Origin of the sequence: Marinactinospora rubrisoli (genome assembly GCF_042664915.1) — a bacterium.
Classification (GTDB): Bacteria; Actinomycetota; Actinomycetes; order Streptosporangiales; family Streptosporangiaceae; genus Marinitenerispora; species Marinitenerispora rubrisoli.
In genome coordinates this window covers 625,745-643,337 of sequence record NZ_JBHTBH010000001.1, presented here as the reverse complement: position 1 = coordinate 643,337, position 17,593 = coordinate 625,745, and the positions used below count along the sequence as shown (strand labels likewise).

The 17,593-nt window shown below is 73.8% G+C and carries 14 protein-coding genes; 6 read left to right on the top strand and 8 right to left on the bottom strand.

From position 1 onward, the window contains the following. Window positions 1–27 precede the first annotated feature (27 nt). A complete protein-coding gene (locus ACFQRF_RS02935) occupies window positions 28–933 on the bottom strand; it encodes a transketolase family protein (RefSeq protein ID WP_379869023.1) in 906 nt (301 codons plus the stop codon). 53 nt (window positions 934–986) lie between these two features. Next, window positions 987–1,757, bottom strand: coding sequence for a thiamine pyrophosphate-dependent enzyme (locus ACFQRF_RS02930; RefSeq protein ID WP_379868557.1), 771 nt, complete (start codon window positions 1,755–1,757; stop codon window positions 987–989). A gap of 67 nt (window positions 1,758–1,824) precedes the next feature. On the opposite strand from ACFQRF_RS02930, the gene soxR reads away from it, so the two are divergent. Further along, entirely contained in the window at window positions 1,825–2,286 is a 462-nt protein-coding gene (soxR, locus tag ACFQRF_RS02925; RefSeq protein WP_379869021.1) for a redox-sensitive transcriptional activator SoxR, read from the top strand. 29 nt (window positions 2,287–2,315) lie between these two features. On the opposite strand, the gene ACFQRF_RS02920 is transcribed toward soxR, so the two are convergent. Further along, on the bottom strand, window positions 2,316–3,236 hold the full coding sequence (locus tag ACFQRF_RS02920) for a 4-(cytidine 5'-diphospho)-2-C-methyl-D-erythritol kinase (protein WP_379869020.1): 921 nt from the start codon (window positions 3,234–3,236) through the stop codon (window positions 2,316–2,318). A 252-nt stretch (window positions 3,237–3,488) separates the two neighbouring features. Between ACFQRF_RS02920 and ACFQRF_RS02915 the strand changes: the two genes are divergently transcribed. After that, window positions 3,489–5,381 (top strand): serine/threonine-protein kinase, encoded by a 1,893-nt coding sequence (locus ACFQRF_RS02915; RefSeq protein ID WP_379868555.1) that lies wholly within the window; start codon window positions 3,489–3,491, stop codon window positions 5,379–5,381. Window positions 5,382–5,427: 46 nt separating this feature from the next. On the opposite strand, the gene rsmA is transcribed toward ACFQRF_RS02915, so the two are convergent. After that, the gene (gene rsmA / locus ACFQRF_RS02910; protein WP_379868553.1) at window positions 5,428–6,330 is read right to left on the bottom strand and encodes a 16S rRNA (adenine(1518)-N(6)/adenine(1519)-N(6))-dimethyltransferase RsmA; all 903 of its coding nucleotides are present in this window, start codon (window positions 6,328–6,330) and stop codon (window positions 5,428–5,430) included. Window positions 6,331–6,432: 102 nt separating this feature from the next. On the opposite strand from rsmA, the gene ACFQRF_RS02905 reads away from it, so the two are divergent. Beyond that, window positions 6,433–7,284, top strand: a complete 852-nt coding sequence (locus ACFQRF_RS02905) for a class I SAM-dependent methyltransferase (RefSeq protein ID WP_379868551.1) — start codon at window positions 6,433–6,435, stop codon at window positions 7,282–7,284. A gap of 134 nt (window positions 7,285–7,418) precedes the next feature. Here the strand turns inward: ACFQRF_RS02905 and ACFQRF_RS02900 are convergent, their stop codons facing one another. Continuing rightward, window positions 7,419–8,525: a ubiquitin-like domain-containing protein gene (locus ACFQRF_RS02900; protein ID WP_379868549.1), complete on the bottom strand. Its 1,107-nt coding sequence runs from the start codon at window positions 8,523–8,525 to the stop codon at window positions 7,419–7,421. Between the two features lie 518 nt (window positions 8,526–9,043). On the opposite strand from ACFQRF_RS02900, the gene ACFQRF_RS02895 reads away from it, so the two are divergent. Beyond that, window positions 9,044–10,156, top strand: a complete 1,113-nt coding sequence (locus ACFQRF_RS02895) for a CaiB/BaiF CoA transferase family protein (RefSeq protein ID WP_379868547.1) — start codon at window positions 9,044–9,046, stop codon at window positions 10,154–10,156. A gap of 38 nt (window positions 10,157–10,194) precedes the next feature. On the opposite strand, the gene ACFQRF_RS02890 is transcribed toward ACFQRF_RS02895, so the two are convergent. Further along, window positions 10,195–11,115 carry a TatD family hydrolase gene (locus ACFQRF_RS02890; RefSeq protein WP_379868546.1) on the bottom strand — a complete coding sequence of 307 codons (921 nt, stop codon included), beginning with the start codon at window positions 11,113–11,115 and terminating at the stop codon, window positions 10,195–10,197. Window positions 11,116–11,212: 97 nt separating this feature from the next. After that, window positions 11,213–12,730 carry a methionine--tRNA ligase gene (locus tag ACFQRF_RS02885; protein ID WP_379868544.1) on the bottom strand — a complete coding sequence of 506 codons (1,518 nt, stop codon included), beginning with the start codon at window positions 12,728–12,730 and terminating at the stop codon, window positions 11,213–11,215. A gap of 337 nt (window positions 12,731–13,067) precedes the next feature. Between ACFQRF_RS02885 and ACFQRF_RS02880 the strand changes: the two genes are divergently transcribed. Next, entirely contained in the window at window positions 13,068–13,547 is a 480-nt protein-coding gene (locus tag ACFQRF_RS02880; protein WP_379868542.1) for a hypothetical protein, read from the top strand. 85 nt (window positions 13,548–13,632) lie between these two features. Next, window positions 13,633–16,269 carry a protein translocase subunit SecD gene (gene secD / locus ACFQRF_RS02875; RefSeq protein ID WP_379868540.1) on the top strand — a complete coding sequence of 879 codons (2,637 nt, stop codon included), beginning with the start codon at window positions 13,633–13,635 and terminating at the stop codon, window positions 16,267–16,269. A gap of 449 nt (window positions 16,270–16,718) precedes the next feature. On the opposite strand, the gene rsmI is transcribed toward secD, so the two are convergent. After that, window positions 16,719–17,582: a 16S rRNA (cytidine(1402)-2'-O)-methyltransferase gene (rsmI, locus tag ACFQRF_RS02870; protein ID WP_379868538.1), complete on the bottom strand. Its 864-nt coding sequence runs from the start codon at window positions 17,580–17,582 to the stop codon at window positions 16,719–16,721. Between the last annotated feature and the right edge of the window lie 11 nt (window positions 17,583–17,593).

Here is a 17,593-nt window from a genome sequence, read left to right as displayed (position 1 = left end):
GCCCGGCCCCGCCGGCCGGGGCGGGCGCTAGTCCAGGAAGAAGGCGCGGGCGGCGGCCGCGATGCCGGCGGTGTCGAGCCCGTGGGCCCGGTCGTGGTCCTCGGCGGTCCCGTAACCGCGCACCTCGGCGGCGCGCTGGACGCCGAGACCGAGCTGCCGGTGCCGCCGGTCGGTGAGCGCCGCGGCCACCTCGTGCGCCGAAGTGCCGGCCAGGTAGGGCTCCACGACCAGGACGTCCGGGCGGCCGGCGGCGGCGACGGCGGCGTGCAGCCCGGCGCGGTCGAACGGCCGTACCGTGGCCAGGTAGCAGACGGTGACGTCCAGGTCGGCGGTCGCGGCGAGCGCCCGGTCCAGCATGGGACCGACCCCGAGCACCACGCCGCGGGAGCGCGAGGAGCCGGCGCGGATGACGACGAGCCCGTCGTCCACGGGCCGTGCCGCGGCGTTGCCGCGGGAGGACAGCCGCAGGTAGACGCGGTCGTCGCGATCCGGCCCGAGCGCGGGCCCGAGCAGCCGCGGCACCTCCGCGGCGTGGCCGGGCACGTGCACCGTCCAGCCCGGGACCGTGTCCAGCAGCGCGACGTCGCCGGGTGCCATGTGGGTGCGCCCCACGTACGGCGCCTCATAAGAGCCGCCGATGCCGACGAGCACGGCCCCGGCGTCCTGGTGCGCGAGGTCGAGCTTGATCTGCTCGAACGCCCGCTCGACGAGGAAGGGCGCGTAGGTGTGCACGACCGGGCGCATGCCGGTGAGGGCGAGGCCGCCGGCCACCCCGATCATCAGCTGTTCGCGGATGCCGACGTTGAGCACCCGGTCGGGATGCCGGGCGGCGGCTGCCGTGAAGCGGTCGGCGGAGATGTCGGCCAGCACCAGGACGGTCCGCGGGTCGGTCTCCAGTGCGGCGACGACGGTACCGGCGAACGCCTCGCGCATGTCCTGCGGGACGACGGCCGGCGGCGCCGGCCGGGTGCTGAGGGTGCTCGTGCTCACTGGACCCGTCCTCCTGGTTCCTCGGTCCGGCCGCCGTTCACGGCCGGGCTCCACCGCGGCCGGACGCCGGCCGCGGAGTTCTTGGCGGGGACGCGGGCGACCACGGCCATCGGCCGGCCGGTGTGCGCGGCCGTGAACGCCTCGAACAGCGCCTCGTGGTCGCGCCCGTCGACGGTCCGGGTGGCCCAGCCCTCGCGGGCGAACCGCTCGGCGATGCCACCGGGCCAGCCGAGGGACGCCGACTGGTTGTCCACGACGACGGCGGTGAGGCGGTCCGTACCGAGCCGGCCGGCGGCGGCGATGGCCTCGTGGTTGCTGCCCTCGTCGAGTTCGGCGTCGCCGACCAGCACGACGACGCGCGGGCGGGTGCGTCCCAGGGCGCGCAGGCCCAGCGCGGTGCCGACGGCGAGGCCGAGGCCGTGGCCGAGCGAGCCGCTGCCGATCTCGACGCCCGGGATCAGCGTCCGGTCGGGATGGTGGCCGAGCGGGGAGTCGAACTCGCCCCACCGGCGCAGCGCCGGCACCTCCACGAAGCCCTTGGCGGCGAGCACCGCGTAGTAGGCGGCCGGCCCGTGCCCCTTGGAGAGCAGGAAGCGGTCGCGGTCGGGGTCGTCGACGCGGCCGGGGGTGATGTCGAGCACGCGGTCGTAGAGCACCCACAGCACGTCGAGGGTGGAAACCGCGGCCGCCTGGTGCTTCTCGTCGCCGGTCATCAGCCCGATGAGCGCCGGGAGATCGGCGTACCTGGTGAAGGAGCGCGTGTCCATGCGCCCAGTCTCGGACTTCGAGTTAACTGTAGGTCAACACGGAGGAGCCGATCGAGTGGGAAGTGACATGGGACACCTTCCGGTGAGACTCACCATCGGCCAGCTGGCCGACCGCAGCGGCGTGCCGCACACGACCCTGCGCTTCTACGAGGAACGCGGGCTGATCCATGCCGAGCGCACGGCGGGCAACCAGCGCCGGTACCACCGCGCGACGCTGCGCCGGCTGGCGTTCATCGCCGCGGCCCAGCGGGTGGGACTGACGCTGGCCCAGGTGCGGGAGGTGCTGGCCACGCTGCCGGACGGCCGGACGCCGACGGCGGAGGACTGGGCCCGGCTCTCCGAGCAGTGGCGTGACGAGCTGGACACCCGGATCGACGCGCTGCAGCGGCTACGGGACCGGCTCACCTCGTGCATCGGCTGCGGCTGCCTGTCACTGCGGTCCTGCCGGCTGCACAACAACGACGACGCGCTGGCGGCGTTCGGCCCCGGCGCGCCGCTGCTCAAGCCCGCGCGCGAGGGCGGCCTCTGACTCCCGTGGCCCGGTGCCGGACCGGGCGATCAGCGCTCCGGCGGGCCCACCACCGTGGCCCCGGGCACGTCGCCGTACGCGCGGACGGTGCCGGCGCAGTTCCCCGAGCCGGTGAGGGCCGCGGCGATGCGGTCGGCCGCGGCGGCGTCGGCGGCCAGGAAGGCGCAGGTCGGGCCGGAGCCGGAGACGATCGCGCCGAGCGCGCCGGCGGCCCGGCCGGTGTCCAGGGTGCGGCGCAGTTCCGGTCGCAGCGTGAGCGCCGCGCGTTCCAGGTCGTTGGCCAGCGCCGCCCCGAGCGCGGGCGCGTCCCCCTCGGCGAGGGCCGCGGCGAGCCCGGGATCGGGCCGGGGCGGCGGCGCGTCCGGGCGCAGCCGGTCGTACTCGCGGAACACCGCGGCGGTGGACAGACCGCCCTCGGCGAGGGCGAACACCCAGCTGAACCGCCCGCCGCACGGCATGGGGGTGAGGTGCTCGCCGCGCCCGGTGCCGACCGCGCTGCCGCCGAGCAGGGGAAAGGGCACGTCGCTGCCCAGGCGGGCGGCGAGCGCGTGCAGGTCGGCGTCGGACAACCCCGCCCCCCACAGTGTGTTGCACGCCACAAGGGCCGCGGCGGCGTCGGCGCTGCCGCCGGCCATGCCGCCGGCCACGGGGATCGACTTGTCCAGGTGGATGCGCACGGCGGGCTCGACCCCCGCCTCACGTGCCAGGAGTTCGGCGGCGCGGGCGGCGAGGTTGCTCCCGTCGAGCGGCACGCGGGCGGTGTGGGACTCCAGGTCCCCGCACACGGTCAGCCGGAGCGGACCGGGTTCGGCGCGCGTGACGGTAACCTCGTCGAACAGCGAAACAGCGTGAAAGACGTTCACGAGATCGTGGTATCCATCTTCCCGCGCTGGCCCCACCGCCAACTGGAGGTTCACCTTCGCGGGGACCCGAACGGTCACGGCGGTCATAGCGGTCACGAGTCCTAGATCGTAAAGGAAACCCCACCTGCGTGAACCATGTCCTGCAACGGGCTGCTTGTGCGGTTCGCGCACGACCCTCAGGATGGTGGGGACTCCTGGTGACGAACCCTCCCGGCGCAGCGCCGCCCCGAACCCCCGCACCGGGGCTCGATGGCCTGCGCGGGTGGGTATCCGGACACGATCCCCGCTACCTTTGGGGACCAGACGGAGTCAGATACCGTCACCGTCGCGGAGGGTCGCTTGCCGTCGGATGGGCTCCCGAAGAACCTGGAACCGTTGGCCGCCGGGGATCCGGCCACCATCGGTCCTTACGTGCTGGCCGGGAGACTGGGCAGCGGAGGAATGGGAACGGTCTACCTGGGCCGGTCCCCTGAGAAGGGTGCCCATGTCGCCATCAAGGTGATCCGGCCCGAACTGGCCTTCGACGAGGCGACGCGGGCCCGGTTCCGCGACGAGATGGAGAACGCCCGCCGGGTCGCCTCCTTCTGCACCGCCAAGGTCCTGGACCACGGTTCGTTCGAGAACCGGCCGTACATGGTGACCGAGTACATCGCGGGCACCGCCCTGGCCGAGCACATCGCCACGCACGGCCCGCTGGACTCCAGCACGCTGCACGGCTTCGCGCTCGGGATCGCCGCCGCGCTGGCGGCCATCCACGGCGCCGGCCTGGTGCACCGCGACCTCAAGCCCGCGAACGTGCTGCTGTCGCTGTCCGGCCCGCGGGTGATCGATTTCGGCATCGCCCGTGCGCTGAACACGGCGACCAACCACACCCAGACCGGCATCGTCATGGGCAGCCCCGGCTGGATGGCGCCGGAGCAGCTCCTCGAGGAGAAGGTCACCACGGCGGCCGACATCTTCGCGTGGGGCTGCCTGGTGGCGTTCGCCGGCACGGGCGCGCACCCCTTCGGCAACGGCGACGCCATGACCCTGGGCAAGCGGGTGCTGTTCGCCGAGCCGCAGATCACCGGCCTGGACAGCCCGCTGGACCGGCTGGTGGCCAAGGCGCTCGCCAAGGAGCCGGAGCGCCGTCCCAAGGCGCAGGACCTGCTGCTGGAGCTGGCCGGGGCCGGCGGCGACGCGAACACCCCCGACCCCAACGCCATGGTGAGCCACGCGCTGCACCAGTCGTGGCGGCCCAACCTGCCCCCGATGCCGCCCATGCCGCCGCAGGGGCCGCCCCCGGGCGCGCACCAGACGCTGACCGGGATGCGGCATCCGCACGCGCCCGGGCCCGGTCCGGCGCAGCCCTACCCGCCGCAGGGCGGGCAGCCGGGCGGCGGGCCGCACCCGGCGGGCGGGATGCCGCCCCAGCAGTCCCAGCAACCGCCGGGGCAGCCGCAGCAACGGATGCCCGCGCCCCCGGGTCACCACACCGGCCAGTTCCCGACGGTCTCCCCGCAGCACACCGGGCCCATCCCGCCGGTCGGGCCGCCCCAGGGACAGCCGAACCAGCAGCAGGCGCCGTCGCGGCCACAGGCGCAGCCCTACGTCCCGCCGGTGCCGCCGCCCCCGCACACCCCGCTGGAGCCGGCACGGCGTACCCGCTGGCTGGTGATCGCCGGGGTCGTGGCCGTCGTGCTGCTGATCCTGCTGTTCAGCACGCTCACCATGCTGAGCTCCAACGGGTTCAGCCTGCCGTGGAAGGACACCACCAGCGGCTCGCAGGACGAGCAGGCGGACGAGCAGCCGGGCTCCTCCGGCGCGCCGCAGTCCCCCGGAGCCGGCGCGGAGGAGGACGGCGGCGCCGACTCCGCCTCCGATGGCGTGCTGCGGTTCCAGCTCACCGACTACACCTGCACCACGCAGGTCGGCGGCCGGTCCGGGCTGCAGAACGGCCAGTACTGCGTCTTCTCGGTCGCGGCGCGCAACACCTCCGGCGACCCGGTGCGGATCCGCCCCGAGTGGCAGCTGCTCCAGGGATCGGGCGGCCAGCTGGCCCCCGCTGAGGACCCGAGCGCCGAGGAGGCGATGGCGCCCCTGTGGGGCTCCATCGAGCCCAATGAGCGCGCCGAGGGCGAGCTGGTGTTCATCGTGAACGACGGCGTGGAGCCGCTGCAGCTCGTCCTGCGCAGCCGCGAGAACGTGGAGGGCGCCCGCATCGACCTCAGCGGCGCCACCGAGCCGGCCTGAGCCGGTTCCCCCGCGCGGGGCTCCGGCGGCCCCGCCGCCCGCCCGGCTACCGCCCCGAAGCGGAGGGACCGGTGGCGGAACCGGCCGCCAGCTGCTCGGCGATCCGGGCGAACGCCACGATGTCCAGGGCCTCGCCGCGCGTCGACGGGTCGACGCCGGCCGCGCGCAGGGCGGCCTCGGCGGCCGGGGCGGATCCCGCAAGTGCGGCCAGCGCCGCGCGCAGCGTCTTGCGGCGCTGGGCGAACGCGGCGTCGATCACCGCGAACACCTCGGCACGGCTCACCGCGGCCGGCGGCGCCGGGCGGCGACGGAGTTCGACCAGGCCCGAGTCGACGTTGGGCGCCGGCCAGAACACGTTGCGTCCGATCGACCCGGCGCGGCGCACCTCGGCGTACCAGGCGGCCTTGACCGACGGCGCACCGTAGGTGCGGCTCCCGGGCCCGGCGGCCAGCCGGTCGGCCACCTCGGCCTGCACCATCACCAGCCCGCGCCGCAGCGACGGCAGCAGCTCCAGCAGGTGCAGCACCACGGGGACCGCGACGTTGTAGGGCAGGTTGGCCACCAGCGCGGTGGGCTCCGGGCCCGGGATCGCTGTGACGCGCATGGCGTCGGCGGTGACGACCTCCAGCCGGCCGGCGAGGTCCGGCGCGTGCTCGCGGACCGTGCCGGGCAGCGCCGCGGCGAGCGTCGGGTCGATCTCCACCGCCGTCACCCGCCGGACGTGCGGGAGCAGCGCCAGCGTCAGCGAGCCGAGCCCCGGCCCGACCTCGATCACCACGTCGTCGGCGCCGACACCCGAGACGCGCACGATGCGCCGCACCGTGCCCGCGTCGATGACGAAGTTCTGGCCGAGGGTCTTCGTCGGCCGGACGCCCAGCCGGCCGGCCAGCCGCCGGACGTCGGCCGGGGTGAGCAGGCGGGCGGGGTCGGCGGTGTCGGATCGGGTCACCATGCCATTTTCGCAGTCTCTGCGGCCGGCCCGCGCCGGAGGGCGGCGCGTCCCGCGAAAACGGGGTGCGTGGACCGCCCTCGTGGGGTTAGCGTCCGGGTCATGGAGCCCACCGAGCCCGCCGGATCCGGCGAGTCCACCGCAGGCCCCGACGCCCTGGGGACCGTTCGCGCGTACTACTCCGGCGGTCAGGAGCACGACCGGCTGCGGAGCGGAGTCGGCCGTCTGGAGCTGCTGCGCACCCAGGACGTCCTGCGCCGGTGGCTCCCCGCGGCACCGGTCTCCGTGCTCGACGTCGGCGGCGGCACCGGGGCGCACGCCCGCTGGCTGGCCGGCGACGGTCACCGCGTGCGGCTGGTCGATCCGGTGCCGGAGCACGTCGCGGTCGCCCGGCGGCTCCCGGGAGTGGCGGCCGTGGCCGGGGACGCCCGGGCCCTGGACGCCGACGACGAGTCATGGGACGTGGTACTCCTCTTCGGCCCGCTCTACCACCTCACCGACCCCGCCGACCGGGCCCGCGCCTGGCGGGAGGCGGTCCGGGTGGTCCGGCGCGGCGGGCTGGTGGCGGCGGCCACGGTCAGCCGCTTCGCCTCGCTGCACGACGGCATCCGGACCGGCCTGCTCTCCGACGACGCGTTCCGCGCCATGGTGCGGCGTGATCTCGCCGAGGGCCGGCACCGGCCACCGCCCGGCAGCCCGTGGTGGTGGTTCACCGACGTCCACCTGCACCACCCGGACGAGCCCCTGGCGGAGGCGCGGGCGGCCGGGCTGCCCGAGCCGCGGCGGTTCGCGGTCGAGGGACCGGCCGGGATGCTGCCGGACGCCGAGGTCGACGCCTGGCTGGACGACCCGGAACGGCGCCGGCGCCTGCTGTGGGCGCTGCGTCAGGTGGAGTGCGAGCCGTCGGTGATGGGAGTGTCCAACCACATGCTGACGCTCGCGCGGCGGCCCTGACCGCGCATCGCCCGACACCTGAGGAGACGCCCTCCGGCACTCCCGTCCCCGGCCCGGGAGACCCGAAGGGGCCCGCCCGGATCGGGCGGGCCCCTTACTCGTCAGGGACCGGCGGGAAGCGTTGCGGACGCCGCTCAGTCGAACAGGTGCACGCCGCACTCCGGCCACTGGCCCTGCCAGTTGCCGTTGACCAGGTTGTACAGCGTCTTGGCCCGCATGGTCTGCTCATCGGGGCTGGCCTCGCTGGGCAGGCCGCTGCCCCCGGCGGACTCCCAGGTGGCCTGCGAGAACTGGTAGAGGCCGTAGTACCCGGCCGGGTTCACCGCGGTGGGGTCGCCGCCGGACTCGCACTGGGCCAGCGCCGCCCAGTTGAGGCTGTCCGCCTCGCCGCCGACGTTGGGGCTGACGTCCTCCTTGGTGCCGATCTCGACGATGCCGTCGACCGGCTCCTCGATGATCTCCTCCTCGATGACGTACTCGGTCTCCTGACCGTCGCGCATGATCATCGCGGTGGTGACCTCTTTGAGCCCGTCCTTGGGCTCCTGGATGACGTTCTCCTCGCCCTTCTCCAGGTCGGGGTTCTCGCGCTCCTCGACCTCGGCCTCGATCGGGACCTCTTCGGTCTTGGGCTCGGTGAGCATCTGCATGACCTTGACGACCATGCCGTCGGTGGGCTCCTCGTCGGCGGCCGGACTCACCTTGTCGTGCTCGCCGAGCTCGATGCCGTTCTCCGTCAGCAGTTCACCGACCGTCGCGGCGGTGGTGTCCACCTCCAGCCGCACCCGGTCCCGGAGGATGACGACGTGCTGGCCCCTGCTGGCCTCGACATCCAGCCCGGACACCGGCACCTCGGCGGCGCGGTCCACCGACAGTTCCAGGGCCTCCTCGCCCATGCCGATCTGGTCGAGCGCCTCGCCGACGGTCAGCGCGGTGACCCAGTGGGTCTGCTCTTCGCCGTCGATGTCCAGGGTGAGCTGGCGGCCGCTGCGCACCAGCACCTGGGCGCCCTGGCCCAGCTCCGTGTCGAGGGACGGGGCCACGGCGTCGTGCTCGCCGAGCTCCACCCCCGCGGAGTCCAGCACCTCCTGGACGGAGGCGCCGAAGGTGTGCACGGTCTCGCTCTCGCCGTCCACGACCAGCGAGATGCGCTTGTCCATGGCGAAGGCGGTCCCGCCCCCCATGGCGATGAGCACCGCGGCGACCGCCGCGCCGATCACCACCGGGCGCGACCTGCGCGACATCGGCGGCAGCTGGGGAAGCTTGGGCAGGGACAGCCGCGGCCCGGACTTCGCTTTCCTCGCCTTCCTGCCCGGCTGGCGTGCCGGTGGCGGCCCGGTCCGCGGCGAGCGGTTCGGGTCCGGCGGGGAGTTGCGCGGCGCCCGGCGGGAGCCGCGGGAACGTGACGACCCAGTACGCACGATTTCAGACCTTCGCGATCACGGGGAGCAGGGGGCCGGGAGCGGATTCCCGGTTCAGAACCGTGGCGGCTTGAGGTGCCCTCGCCCGGCCGGAACGCCGGGTGCGCGGCTCGCTCGCCTGCCACACGGTGATTCAGAGATATCGGGAAGTTACCACAGGGACCGTATCCGCGCTTTGGGAATGGCGGTTTTTCCGGTTTCCCGGGTTCCCGGTTTTCGGCGGATCGCACGGCCGTCCGGCGCGATTCGGACGCCTTCCGGCGCGCACCGGCCGACGGATCGGCAGAATGGAACCCCGGCGCGTCCGGCGAGATGTCCCCCGGCACGGAAGGTGCGCACTCATGGGCCCGTTGCACGGAATCCGGATCGTGGAGTTCGCCGGCATCGGCCCCGGCCCGATGGCCGCGATGCTGCTCGCCGATCTCGGCGCGAGCGTCATCCGGGTGGACCGGCCGGAGGCGGCGGCGTCCGGCGCACCCCGCCCGCACATGAGCGCCGGCCGGCCGGTGGCCGGACTCGACCTGAAGTCCGAGGCGGGGCTACGCGACGCGCGCACGCTCGTCGCGGCGGCCGACGTCGCCCTGGAGGGCTTCCGCCCCGGCGTCATGGAGCGGCTCGGCCTGGGGCCGGACGACTGCCTGGCCGCGAACCCCGGCCTCATCTACGCGCGCATGACCGGATGGGGGCAGGACGGCCCGCTGGCCGACCGTGCCGGGCACGACATGAACTACATCTCGCTGAACGGCGCCCTGCACAGCTTCGGCCGGGCGGACTCGGGTCCGGTGCCGCCCGCCAACCTGGTGGGCGACTTCGGCGGCGGCGCGCTCTTCGTCGTCACCGGGATCCTCGCCGCGCTGGTGGAGCGGCAGCGGTCCGGCCGCGGGCAGGTGGTGGATGCCGCCATGGTGGACGGCAGCGCCTTCCTGATGTCGATGATCCTGGACGACCGCGCCCGTGGGGCGTGGCGGGACGAGCGCGGCACCAACTACCTCGACACCGGGGCACCCTGGTACGACGTGTACGCCTGCGCCGACGGCGGGTACGTGTCGGTCGGCTGCATCGAGCCGAAGTTCTACACCGCCTTCCTCGCCGGCCTGGGGCTGGCGGAGGCCGATCTTCCGGACCGGATGGACCCGCGGAACTGGCCGGGGCTGCGCGACCGCTTCGCGGCGGTCCTGCGCACGAGGTCCCGCGACGAGTGGGCCGAGGCGTTCGCCGGCACCGACGCCTGCGTCCAGCCGGTGCTCTCGCTCGCCGAGGCCCCCGACCACCCGCACGTCCGCGCCCGAGGCACGCTGCGGCGGGACGGCGACCGGATCTACGCCGGACCGGCGCCGCGGTTCGGCCGCACGCCCGGCGCGGTCACCCGCGCTCCGGACTTCCCCGAACCGGAGCTCTCGGACGTGCTGGCCGAGTGGGGCGTGGACGCCGATCTCGGCGGTGCCCGGGGATGACGGCGGCTGCCCGGCGCGGCGGGTGACGCCTGGCCGCGCTACAGCCCGAACACGCGCGCCGCGTTGGCCGCGACCGCCGCGGCCAGCTCGTCCTCGGCCATCCCCTTGGTCTCGGCGAGAGCGCGGAGGGTGTACGGGATGAGATACGGCGCGTTCGGCCGCCCCCGGTACGGCTTGGGGGTGAGGAACGGGGCGTCGGTCTCGACCAGGACGAGTTCCGGCGGCGCCACGGCGGCGGCGTCGCGCAACTGCTGGGCGCTGGCGAAGGTCACGTTGCCGGCGAAGCTCATGTAGTAGCCGCGTTCGGCGCACACCTTGGCCATGTCGGCGTCGCCGGAGAAGCAGTGGAACACCACGGTCTCGGGCGGCCCCTCCTCCGGGAGGATCCGCAGCACGTCGTCGTGGGCGTCGCGGTCGTGGATCATCAGCGCCCGGCCGTGCCGCCGGGCGATGTCGATGTGCCGCCGGAACGACTCCTGCTGCGCGGCCACGCCCTCGGGACCGGTGCGGAAGTAGTCCAGGCCGGTCTCGCCGACCGCGCGCACCTGGGGCAGCGCGGCGAGCCGGTCGATCTCGGCGAGCGCGGCCTCCAGCGCCGACGGCCCGCCGGGCGGGCGGTGCGCGCCGGACCAGTCGGTGTCGGCGGCCTCGACACCGGCCGCGCCGTCGCCGTGCACGATGCGCGGCGCCTCGTTGGGATGCAGCGCCACGGCGGCCCACACCGTCGGGTGCTCGGCCGCGATCTCGGCGGCCCAGCGGGAGGACGGCAGGTCGCAGCCGACCTGGATGAGCGGGGTGACGCCGACGGCCGCCGCGGCCGCGATGATCTCGGGCACGGCGGGGGTCTGCATGTCCATGTGGGTGTGGCTGTCCGGGACCGCCACGCGGAGCGGTTCGGGCGCGGGCGGCGGCGTCTGGGCGTTGCGGTTGCGAACGGCCTCGCCGCTGCGCTTGCTCATCGGAGTGTCTTCTCCTCTGGTGTCCTCTGGCGGTGCGGCCGGTGCCGGGGACCCGGCCCGGGCCGGCCGTGCGGCGGCCGGCCCGGGCGGATCCGTGCTACTCGTCCTCGGCCAGCTCCAGGCGCCGGAAGATGGGGGACGGCGCGGTGACGCGCTCGCCGCCCTCCCCGGTCTGCGCGAGGATCTCGGCGGCCGAGCCCGGCAGGAACGGGGTGAGCAGCTCGCCGAGCCGGCGGCAGGTGTGCACGAGTTCGGCCAGGACGGCGTCCAGCGCGTCGGGGGCGGCGCCCTCCTTGCGCTCGGCCTTGGCCAGCGCCCAGGGCGCGGCCGCCTCGACGTAACGGTTGCCAGCGTCGCCGAGGTCGGTGATGACCTCGGCCGCCCGCCGGAAGTCGAACGCCGCCATGGCCTCGTCGATCCGGCCGGCGGCCGCGTCGCGTGCCGCCCGGAGGCCGGTGGCCGCCTCGTTGCGCTCGGGCAGCGGCGGGATGGCGCCGTCGCGGTACTTGTTCACCATGGAGACGGTGCGGTTCACGAGGTTGCCGATGTTGTTGGCCAGGTCCTCGTTGTTGCGGGTGACCAGGCGCTGGTCGGTGTAGTCGGTGTCACCGGCGCGCGCGACGTCGCGCAGCATCCACCAGCGCAGGGCGTCGGTCCCGAACCGCTCGGCGATCTCCGCCGGGTCCTTGGCGTTGCCGGCCGACTTGCTGATCTTCTGGCCGTCGGCGGTGAGGTACTCGTGCACGAAGATCGTGCTCGGCAGCCGCAGCCCGGCCGAGAGCAGCATGGCCGGCCAGTAGACGGCGTGGAACCGGATGATGCCCTTGCCGATGACGTGCACGATCTCGTCGCCGTCGGTCCACCAGTGCGCGAAGCCGGAGTCGTCGCTGCCGTAGCCGGGAGCGGTGATGTAGTTGGCGAGCGCGTCGTACCAGACGTAGATGACCTGCTCGGGGTCGCCGGGCACCGGGATGCCCCAGCCGCGTGCCCGCTTCATGCTGCGGGAGACGCTGAAGTCCTCCAGCCCCGACTCGACGAAGGAGAGCACCTCGCGCTTGCGGGAGGCGGGCTCGATCAGCAGTTCGTCGGAGGAGATGAGGCCGATGAGCTGCTGCTGGTAGCGGCTGAGCCGGAAGAACCAGTTGTTCTCCTCCACCAGGTCCGGGCGGACCAGGTGCTCCGGGCACAGGCCGTCGGCCAGCTCCTCCTCGGTGTAGAACTGCTCGCAGCCGTAGCAGTACAGCCCGGTGTAGCTCTTGCGGTAGAAGTCGCCGTTGGCGGCGCAGGCGTCCCACAGCTTCTCGACTCCGGGCCGGTGCCTGGGGTCGGAGCTGGTCCGGATGAAGTCGTCGAACCGCAGGTTCAGCGGCTGCTGCAGGCCGAGGAACCGCTCGGCGACCCGTGCCACGTACTCGGTCGGGCTCACGCCCTCGGCCTCGGCGCTCTGCACGTTCTTCAGCGCGTTGTCGTCGGTGCCGGTCTGGGCGCGTACCTCGTCGCCGCGCTGCCGCCGGTGGCGGGCGAGCACGTCGACCTGGAGCAGTTCAAGCGCGTGCCCGACGTGCGGCCTGCCGTTCACGTAGGGAATGGCGGTCATGACGAAGTAACGACTCATCGGCAACCTTTCCGCCCCACCGACGCCCGATCCGCGGAGGCACCGGCCGGGCCTCCTCAAGCGGTGGGTTCAGGGCACGCGCGGGAGGCCGGAGACCATCATCATCCGGCTCGCCATCATGGCCATGCGTGCCCGCTGCATGCCTGTAATGCTACATCCGGCGCGGGGTGCTCCCCGGCGTGCCGGAACATCGCCGGTGCGAGGCGGGGTCGGCCCGCCGTCCGAGGTCAGAAACACACCGTGTGCACGCCGCAGGCCGTTCCCGGCACACCTGCGGATAGGGTATGGGGCCAGAGTCCGTCGTCACCCCGCCCATGCCCGGAGTAACCGGAGGAAGGTGCCCACCGCGGTGTTCCGTGCCCTGGCCACGCTGCTGATCGCAGTGCTGTTCGGTGTGGGAGCCTCCGTGGCGAGTGAACGGAGCGTCATCGCCTCCGTGGCGAGTGAACGGAACGCCGCCGCCTCCGTGGCGAGTGAACGGAGCCCTTCCGCCGCGGGTGAGCGGGGGGAGAGCACGCCGGTCCCGGGCACGCCCGCCGAGCACCGGACGGTCACGGTCGGGTTCGGTCCGCACGCCGTCGTCGGCCCGGCCCAGGACTCGGCCTCGGTGTCGCTCGCGCTGGCCAAGTGGGGCGGCGACCAGCGCCCGGTGGCCCGCGATCTGGCCGACGGCTACCTGCCCGGCCAGGTGGGGCTTCCCGGCCGCACGGGCCGCTGGGAGCGGGTGCCGCCGCCGGTACCGGCCGCCCGGACCGGCGTTGACGACACCGGCCGGCTCCCACAGGGCCGTGCCCCGCCTCCCACGACGCGCACCTGAGCCACGCCCGGCGTGGACCGTCGTGCGCACCCGCTTTCCCTCCGGCAGGCGCCGGACGTCCACCCAGTCGTGAGAGGTTTTTCCATTGTCCAGTTCTGCGGGAGCAGGCGGCCGCTGGTTGCGCGGCGTCATCTCCCTGGTCATCGTGGTCGCCGCCTTCGGCGCCGCGTGGTTCGTACCGCCCAAACTGGGGCTCGACCTCAGTGGGGGCACGCAGATCGTCCTGGAGACGCGGGACGGTGAGGACGGCACCGAGGCCAACGCCGAGAACACCGACCAGGTCGTCGAGGTTCTCCGCCAGCGTGTCGACCGCCTCGGTGTCAGCGAGGCGACCATGTCGCGTTCCGGTGAGAACCGGATCATCGTCGAGCTGCCCGGTGTGCAGGACCCCACCGAGGCCGCCGAGATCATCGGCCAGACCGCCCAGCTGACCTTCCACCCGGTCGTCGGGGTGGCCCCGAGCGGCGGCACCGGCGTGCAGGCGCCTCCGGGCACCGGCGCCGCCGACGCGCCGGCCGACAACGCCAATGCGCCGTCCTCGCACGCGGCCGCGCCCGCCTCGTCGTCCGATGAGCAGGGCGGCGACGGCTCCGACGGTGGCGCCGGGGATCTCTCCGAGGAGGAGCTGCAGCAGCTGCTCGGCGGGCAGAGCGGCACCGGCGCCCCCGCGGACCAGGCGGCCGATCCCGAGGACGTCGCGCTGACCCTGCCCGACGACCAGGGCCAGCAGCTTCAGCTCGGCCCGGCGGCGATCAACGGCGACGCGGTCTCCAGTGCCGAGGCCGGCCTGGACCAGTACCAGACCAACTGGATGGTCAACGTCAGCTTCCAGGGCGAGGGCCGCGACGCGTGGAAGGAGCTGACCGGTCAGGCCGCGTGCAATGACCCGAACACTCCGCAGCGCCGCATCGCCATCGTGCTGGACGACCAGATCATCTCCTCGCCGGAGGTGCAGACCGACGTGGCGTGCGACGTCGGCATCACCGGCGGCTCCACCAGCATCACCGGGCAGTTCGACCAGGAGAGCGCCAACGACCTGGCGGTGCTGATCGAGGGCGGTTCGCTGCCGCTGCCGGTGCAGGAGATCCAGCGCCAGACGGTGGGCCCGACCCTGGGCGCCGAGGCCATCAAGGCCAGCTTCATCGCGGGCGGGGTCGGCCTGCTGCTGACCGCGCTGTACATCTGCGTCACGTACCGGCTCGTCGGCTTCCTGGCGTCGCTGGCGCTGGCCTGCTACACGCTGATCGCCTACGCGGCGCTGGTGGGGCTGGGGGCGACCCTGACGTTGCCGGGCCTGGCCGGGTTCGTGCTCGCGATCGGTATGGCGATCGACGCCAACGTGCTGATCTTCGAACGGGCCCGTGAGGAACACCAACGGCAGGAGCGGGTCTACGCGACGAACAAGTCGGCCGGCATGGTGGACGCCACCGAGGCCGAGACCGCGCAGGCCGAGGCCGGGGTGCTGTCGCGGCGCCGCCGCCGGGCGATTCCCCCCAACCTGCACAAGGCGTTCGTCACGGGCACCGAGCGGGCGTGGAGCGCGGTGCTGGACACCAACATCACCACGCTGATCGCGGCCGCGCTGCTGTTCTTCCTCGCCACGGGCACCGTGCAGGGCTTCGGCGTGACGCTGGGCCTGGGCACCGTCGCGTCGATGATCTCGGCGCTGGTCATCGCCCGGGTGTTCGTGGAGTGGGCGGTCCGCCGCAAGGTGGTCCGCAACCACCCCGCCATCAGCGGTATCTCGCGGATCAGCAAGGTGCGCGCGTGGCTGGTCGAGCGCAACCCGGACCTGATGAAGCGCAGCGCGCTGTGGCTCGGCATCACCGGGCTCGTCGTGGTGGTGGCCGTCGCCGGCATGGTGATCCGGCAGCCCAACTTCGGCGTGGAGTTCACCGGCGGCCGGGTGATGGACTTCACGGTGAGCGAGCCGATCAGCGTCAACGACGCCCGCGAGGTCGTCGCCGACGCCGGCTTCCCCGAGGCCGTGGTGCAGGAGTCGGGCGACGGCGACATCGCCGTGCGCACCGGCCAGATCTCCGATGCCGAGGCGCAGCAGATCCAGGACGCGCTCGGCGAGGAGGCCGGGAACGTCGACCGGGTCAGCGACGAGCTGATCGGCCCGAGCATGGGCAACGAGCTGCGGAACAAGGCGCTCTTCGCGCTGGTGGCCGCGCTCGTGCTGCAGATGGCCTACCTCGCGTGGCGGTTCCGCTGGTCGTTCGGCCTGGCCACGATGCTGGCCCTGGCGTTCGACCTGGTCCTGGTCATCGGCCTGTTCTGCTGGCTGGGCAAGCCGATCGACGGCGTGTTCCTGGCGGCCCTGCTGAGCGTCATCGGCTTCTCGGTGAACGACTCGGTGGTGGTCTTCGACCGGGTCCGGGACGAGTGGGCCCACGATCCGAAGTCGCCGTTCAGGCGGATCGCCAACAACGCGATCCTGCACACGCTGCCGCGGACGGTGAACTCCGGTATCGGTGCCCTCTTCATCCTCGCCACGCTCGCGATCTTCGGCGGTTCGTCGCTGACGGACTTCTCGATCGCGATGCTGGTGGGTCTGGTCTCGGGCATGCTGTCCACGATCTTCGTGGCCACACCGCTGGCGATCTGGCTGCAGAAGTACGACCGGACGCCGCCGCCGCACGTGGTGCGGGAGAAGAAGACCAAGCAGCGCAGGGAACTGCGCACCGCCCGTGAGCAGAGCGACGGCGCGGTGGTCTGACGGCCGGACCGGCTGAACCACTGGAGGGGACGGGCGGCGCCCGTCCCCTCCGTGCGTCCGGAGTCGGCGTTAGGTCGCCTGGAGGTACCGGCCACTCATCCGGTCCCCGCCGGGCACGGGACCGCTGCTGACCGAAGAGTTCATCGCCCTGGGGAGAAAGCCGCCGCGGGCTTGGGCCATATCCCGCTCCGGCCGGTTCACCGGGGCGCCCGGACCAGGGGCGAAAGCGCTCCCGTCCTGGCCGTGGCCGGGGATCGAGGCGGTTGATCCGGGCCTGGACGAACCGGCTCGATCTGGAGCGCCACCGAGCGCGCGGCACCGAGGAACCGTGGGCCCGGGGGTGTCAGCGCGTCCGCGCGCTCACCGCGATAGGACACGACCGGCGCCCGGTCGACCGGTCGCCGGCCGCTGACGGCCTCTGAACAGCGCGCACGGCCTCCGGCAACGAGCTAGCGGTGCACGGCGTCGTACACCTCGCGTTTGGGCAGGCCGGTCTCCCTCGCCACCTCCTGGATGGCCTGCTTGCGCGGGACCCCGGACGCCTCGCGCCCGGCGACGGCCGCGGCGAGGGCGGCCGGGTCGCGGTCGGTGGCCGCGGGTGCGGTCCGGCCCGCAACGACCACGGTGATCTCGCCGCGCACCTCGCCCCGCGCCCACTCGGCGAGGTCGCCGAGCGGGGCCCGGCGCACCTCCTCGTAGGTCTTGGTGAGTTCGCGGCACACCGCGGCCCGCCGGTCGGCGCCGAAGGACTCGGCCATCGCCCGCAGGGTGGCGGCCAGCCGGTGCGGGGATTCGAAGAACACCATGGTGCGGCGCTCGTCGGCGAGTTCGGTCAGCCGGGCGGCCAGCCCGCGGCGCGGCGGGAACCCTTCGAAGCAGAAGCGGTCGGTGGGCAGCCCGGAGAGCACCAGCGCCGTGGTGACGGCGGACGGCCCCGGGATCGCGGTGACCGGTACCCCGGCGTCGACGCACGCGGTGACCAGCCGGTATCCGGGGTCGGACACCCCGGGCATGCCGGCGTCGGTGACGACGAGCACGTCACGGCCGGCGAGCAGGTCGGCGACGAGCTCGGTGGCGCGCCGCCGCTCGTTGGCGTCGTAGTAGGAGACCACCCGTGCGCCCGCCTCCCCGCCGAGCCGGACCCCGATGCGGGCGGCGAACTGCCGCAGCCGCCGGGTGTCCTCCGCCGCGATGATCCCGGCGCCCTCCAGGGCCGCGCGCAGCCGTGGCGGTGCGTCGTCGGCCTGCCCGATGGGCAGCCCGGCCAGCGTCAGCGTCCCCGGCGTCGGCCCCTCCGTCGCGGCATGTGTCACATTCCACTCCT

Excerpts from the sequence above, each read along its gene's own strand:
- ACFQRF_RS02890 (WP_379868546.1), bottom strand. The coding sequence starts at position 11,115 with ATGAGCAAGCGCAGCGGCGAGGCCGTTCGCAACCGCAACGCCCAGACG.
- ACFQRF_RS02900 (WP_379868549.1), bottom strand. The coding sequence starts at position 8,525 with ATGTCGCGCAGGTCGCGCCCGGTGGTGATCGGCGCGGCGGTCGCCGCG.
- soxR (WP_379869021.1), top strand. The coding sequence starts at position 1,825 with ATGGGACACCTTCCGGTGAGACTCACCATCGGCCAGCTGGCCGACCGC.
- ACFQRF_RS02895 (WP_379868547.1), top strand. The coding sequence starts at position 9,044 with ATGGGCCCGTTGCACGGAATCCGGATCGTGGAGTTCGCCGGCATCGGC.
- ACFQRF_RS02885 (WP_379868544.1), bottom strand. The coding sequence starts at position 12,730 with ATGAGTCGTTACTTCGTCATGACCGCCATTCCCTACGTGAACGGCAGG.
- ACFQRF_RS02920 (WP_379869020.1), bottom strand. The coding sequence starts at position 3,236 with ATGACCGCCGTGACCGTTCGGGTCCCCGCGAAGGTGAACCTCCAGTTG.
- ACFQRF_RS02905 (WP_379868551.1), top strand. The coding sequence starts at position 6,433 with ATGGAGCCCACCGAGCCCGCCGGATCCGGCGAGTCCACCGCAGGCCCC.
- ACFQRF_RS02930 (WP_379868557.1), bottom strand. The coding sequence starts at position 1,757 with ATGGACACGCGCTCCTTCACCAGGTACGCCGATCTCCCGGCGCTCATC.
- ACFQRF_RS02935 (WP_379869023.1), bottom strand. The coding sequence starts at position 933 with ATGCGCGAGGCGTTCGCCGGTACCGTCGTCGCCGCACTGGAGACCGAC.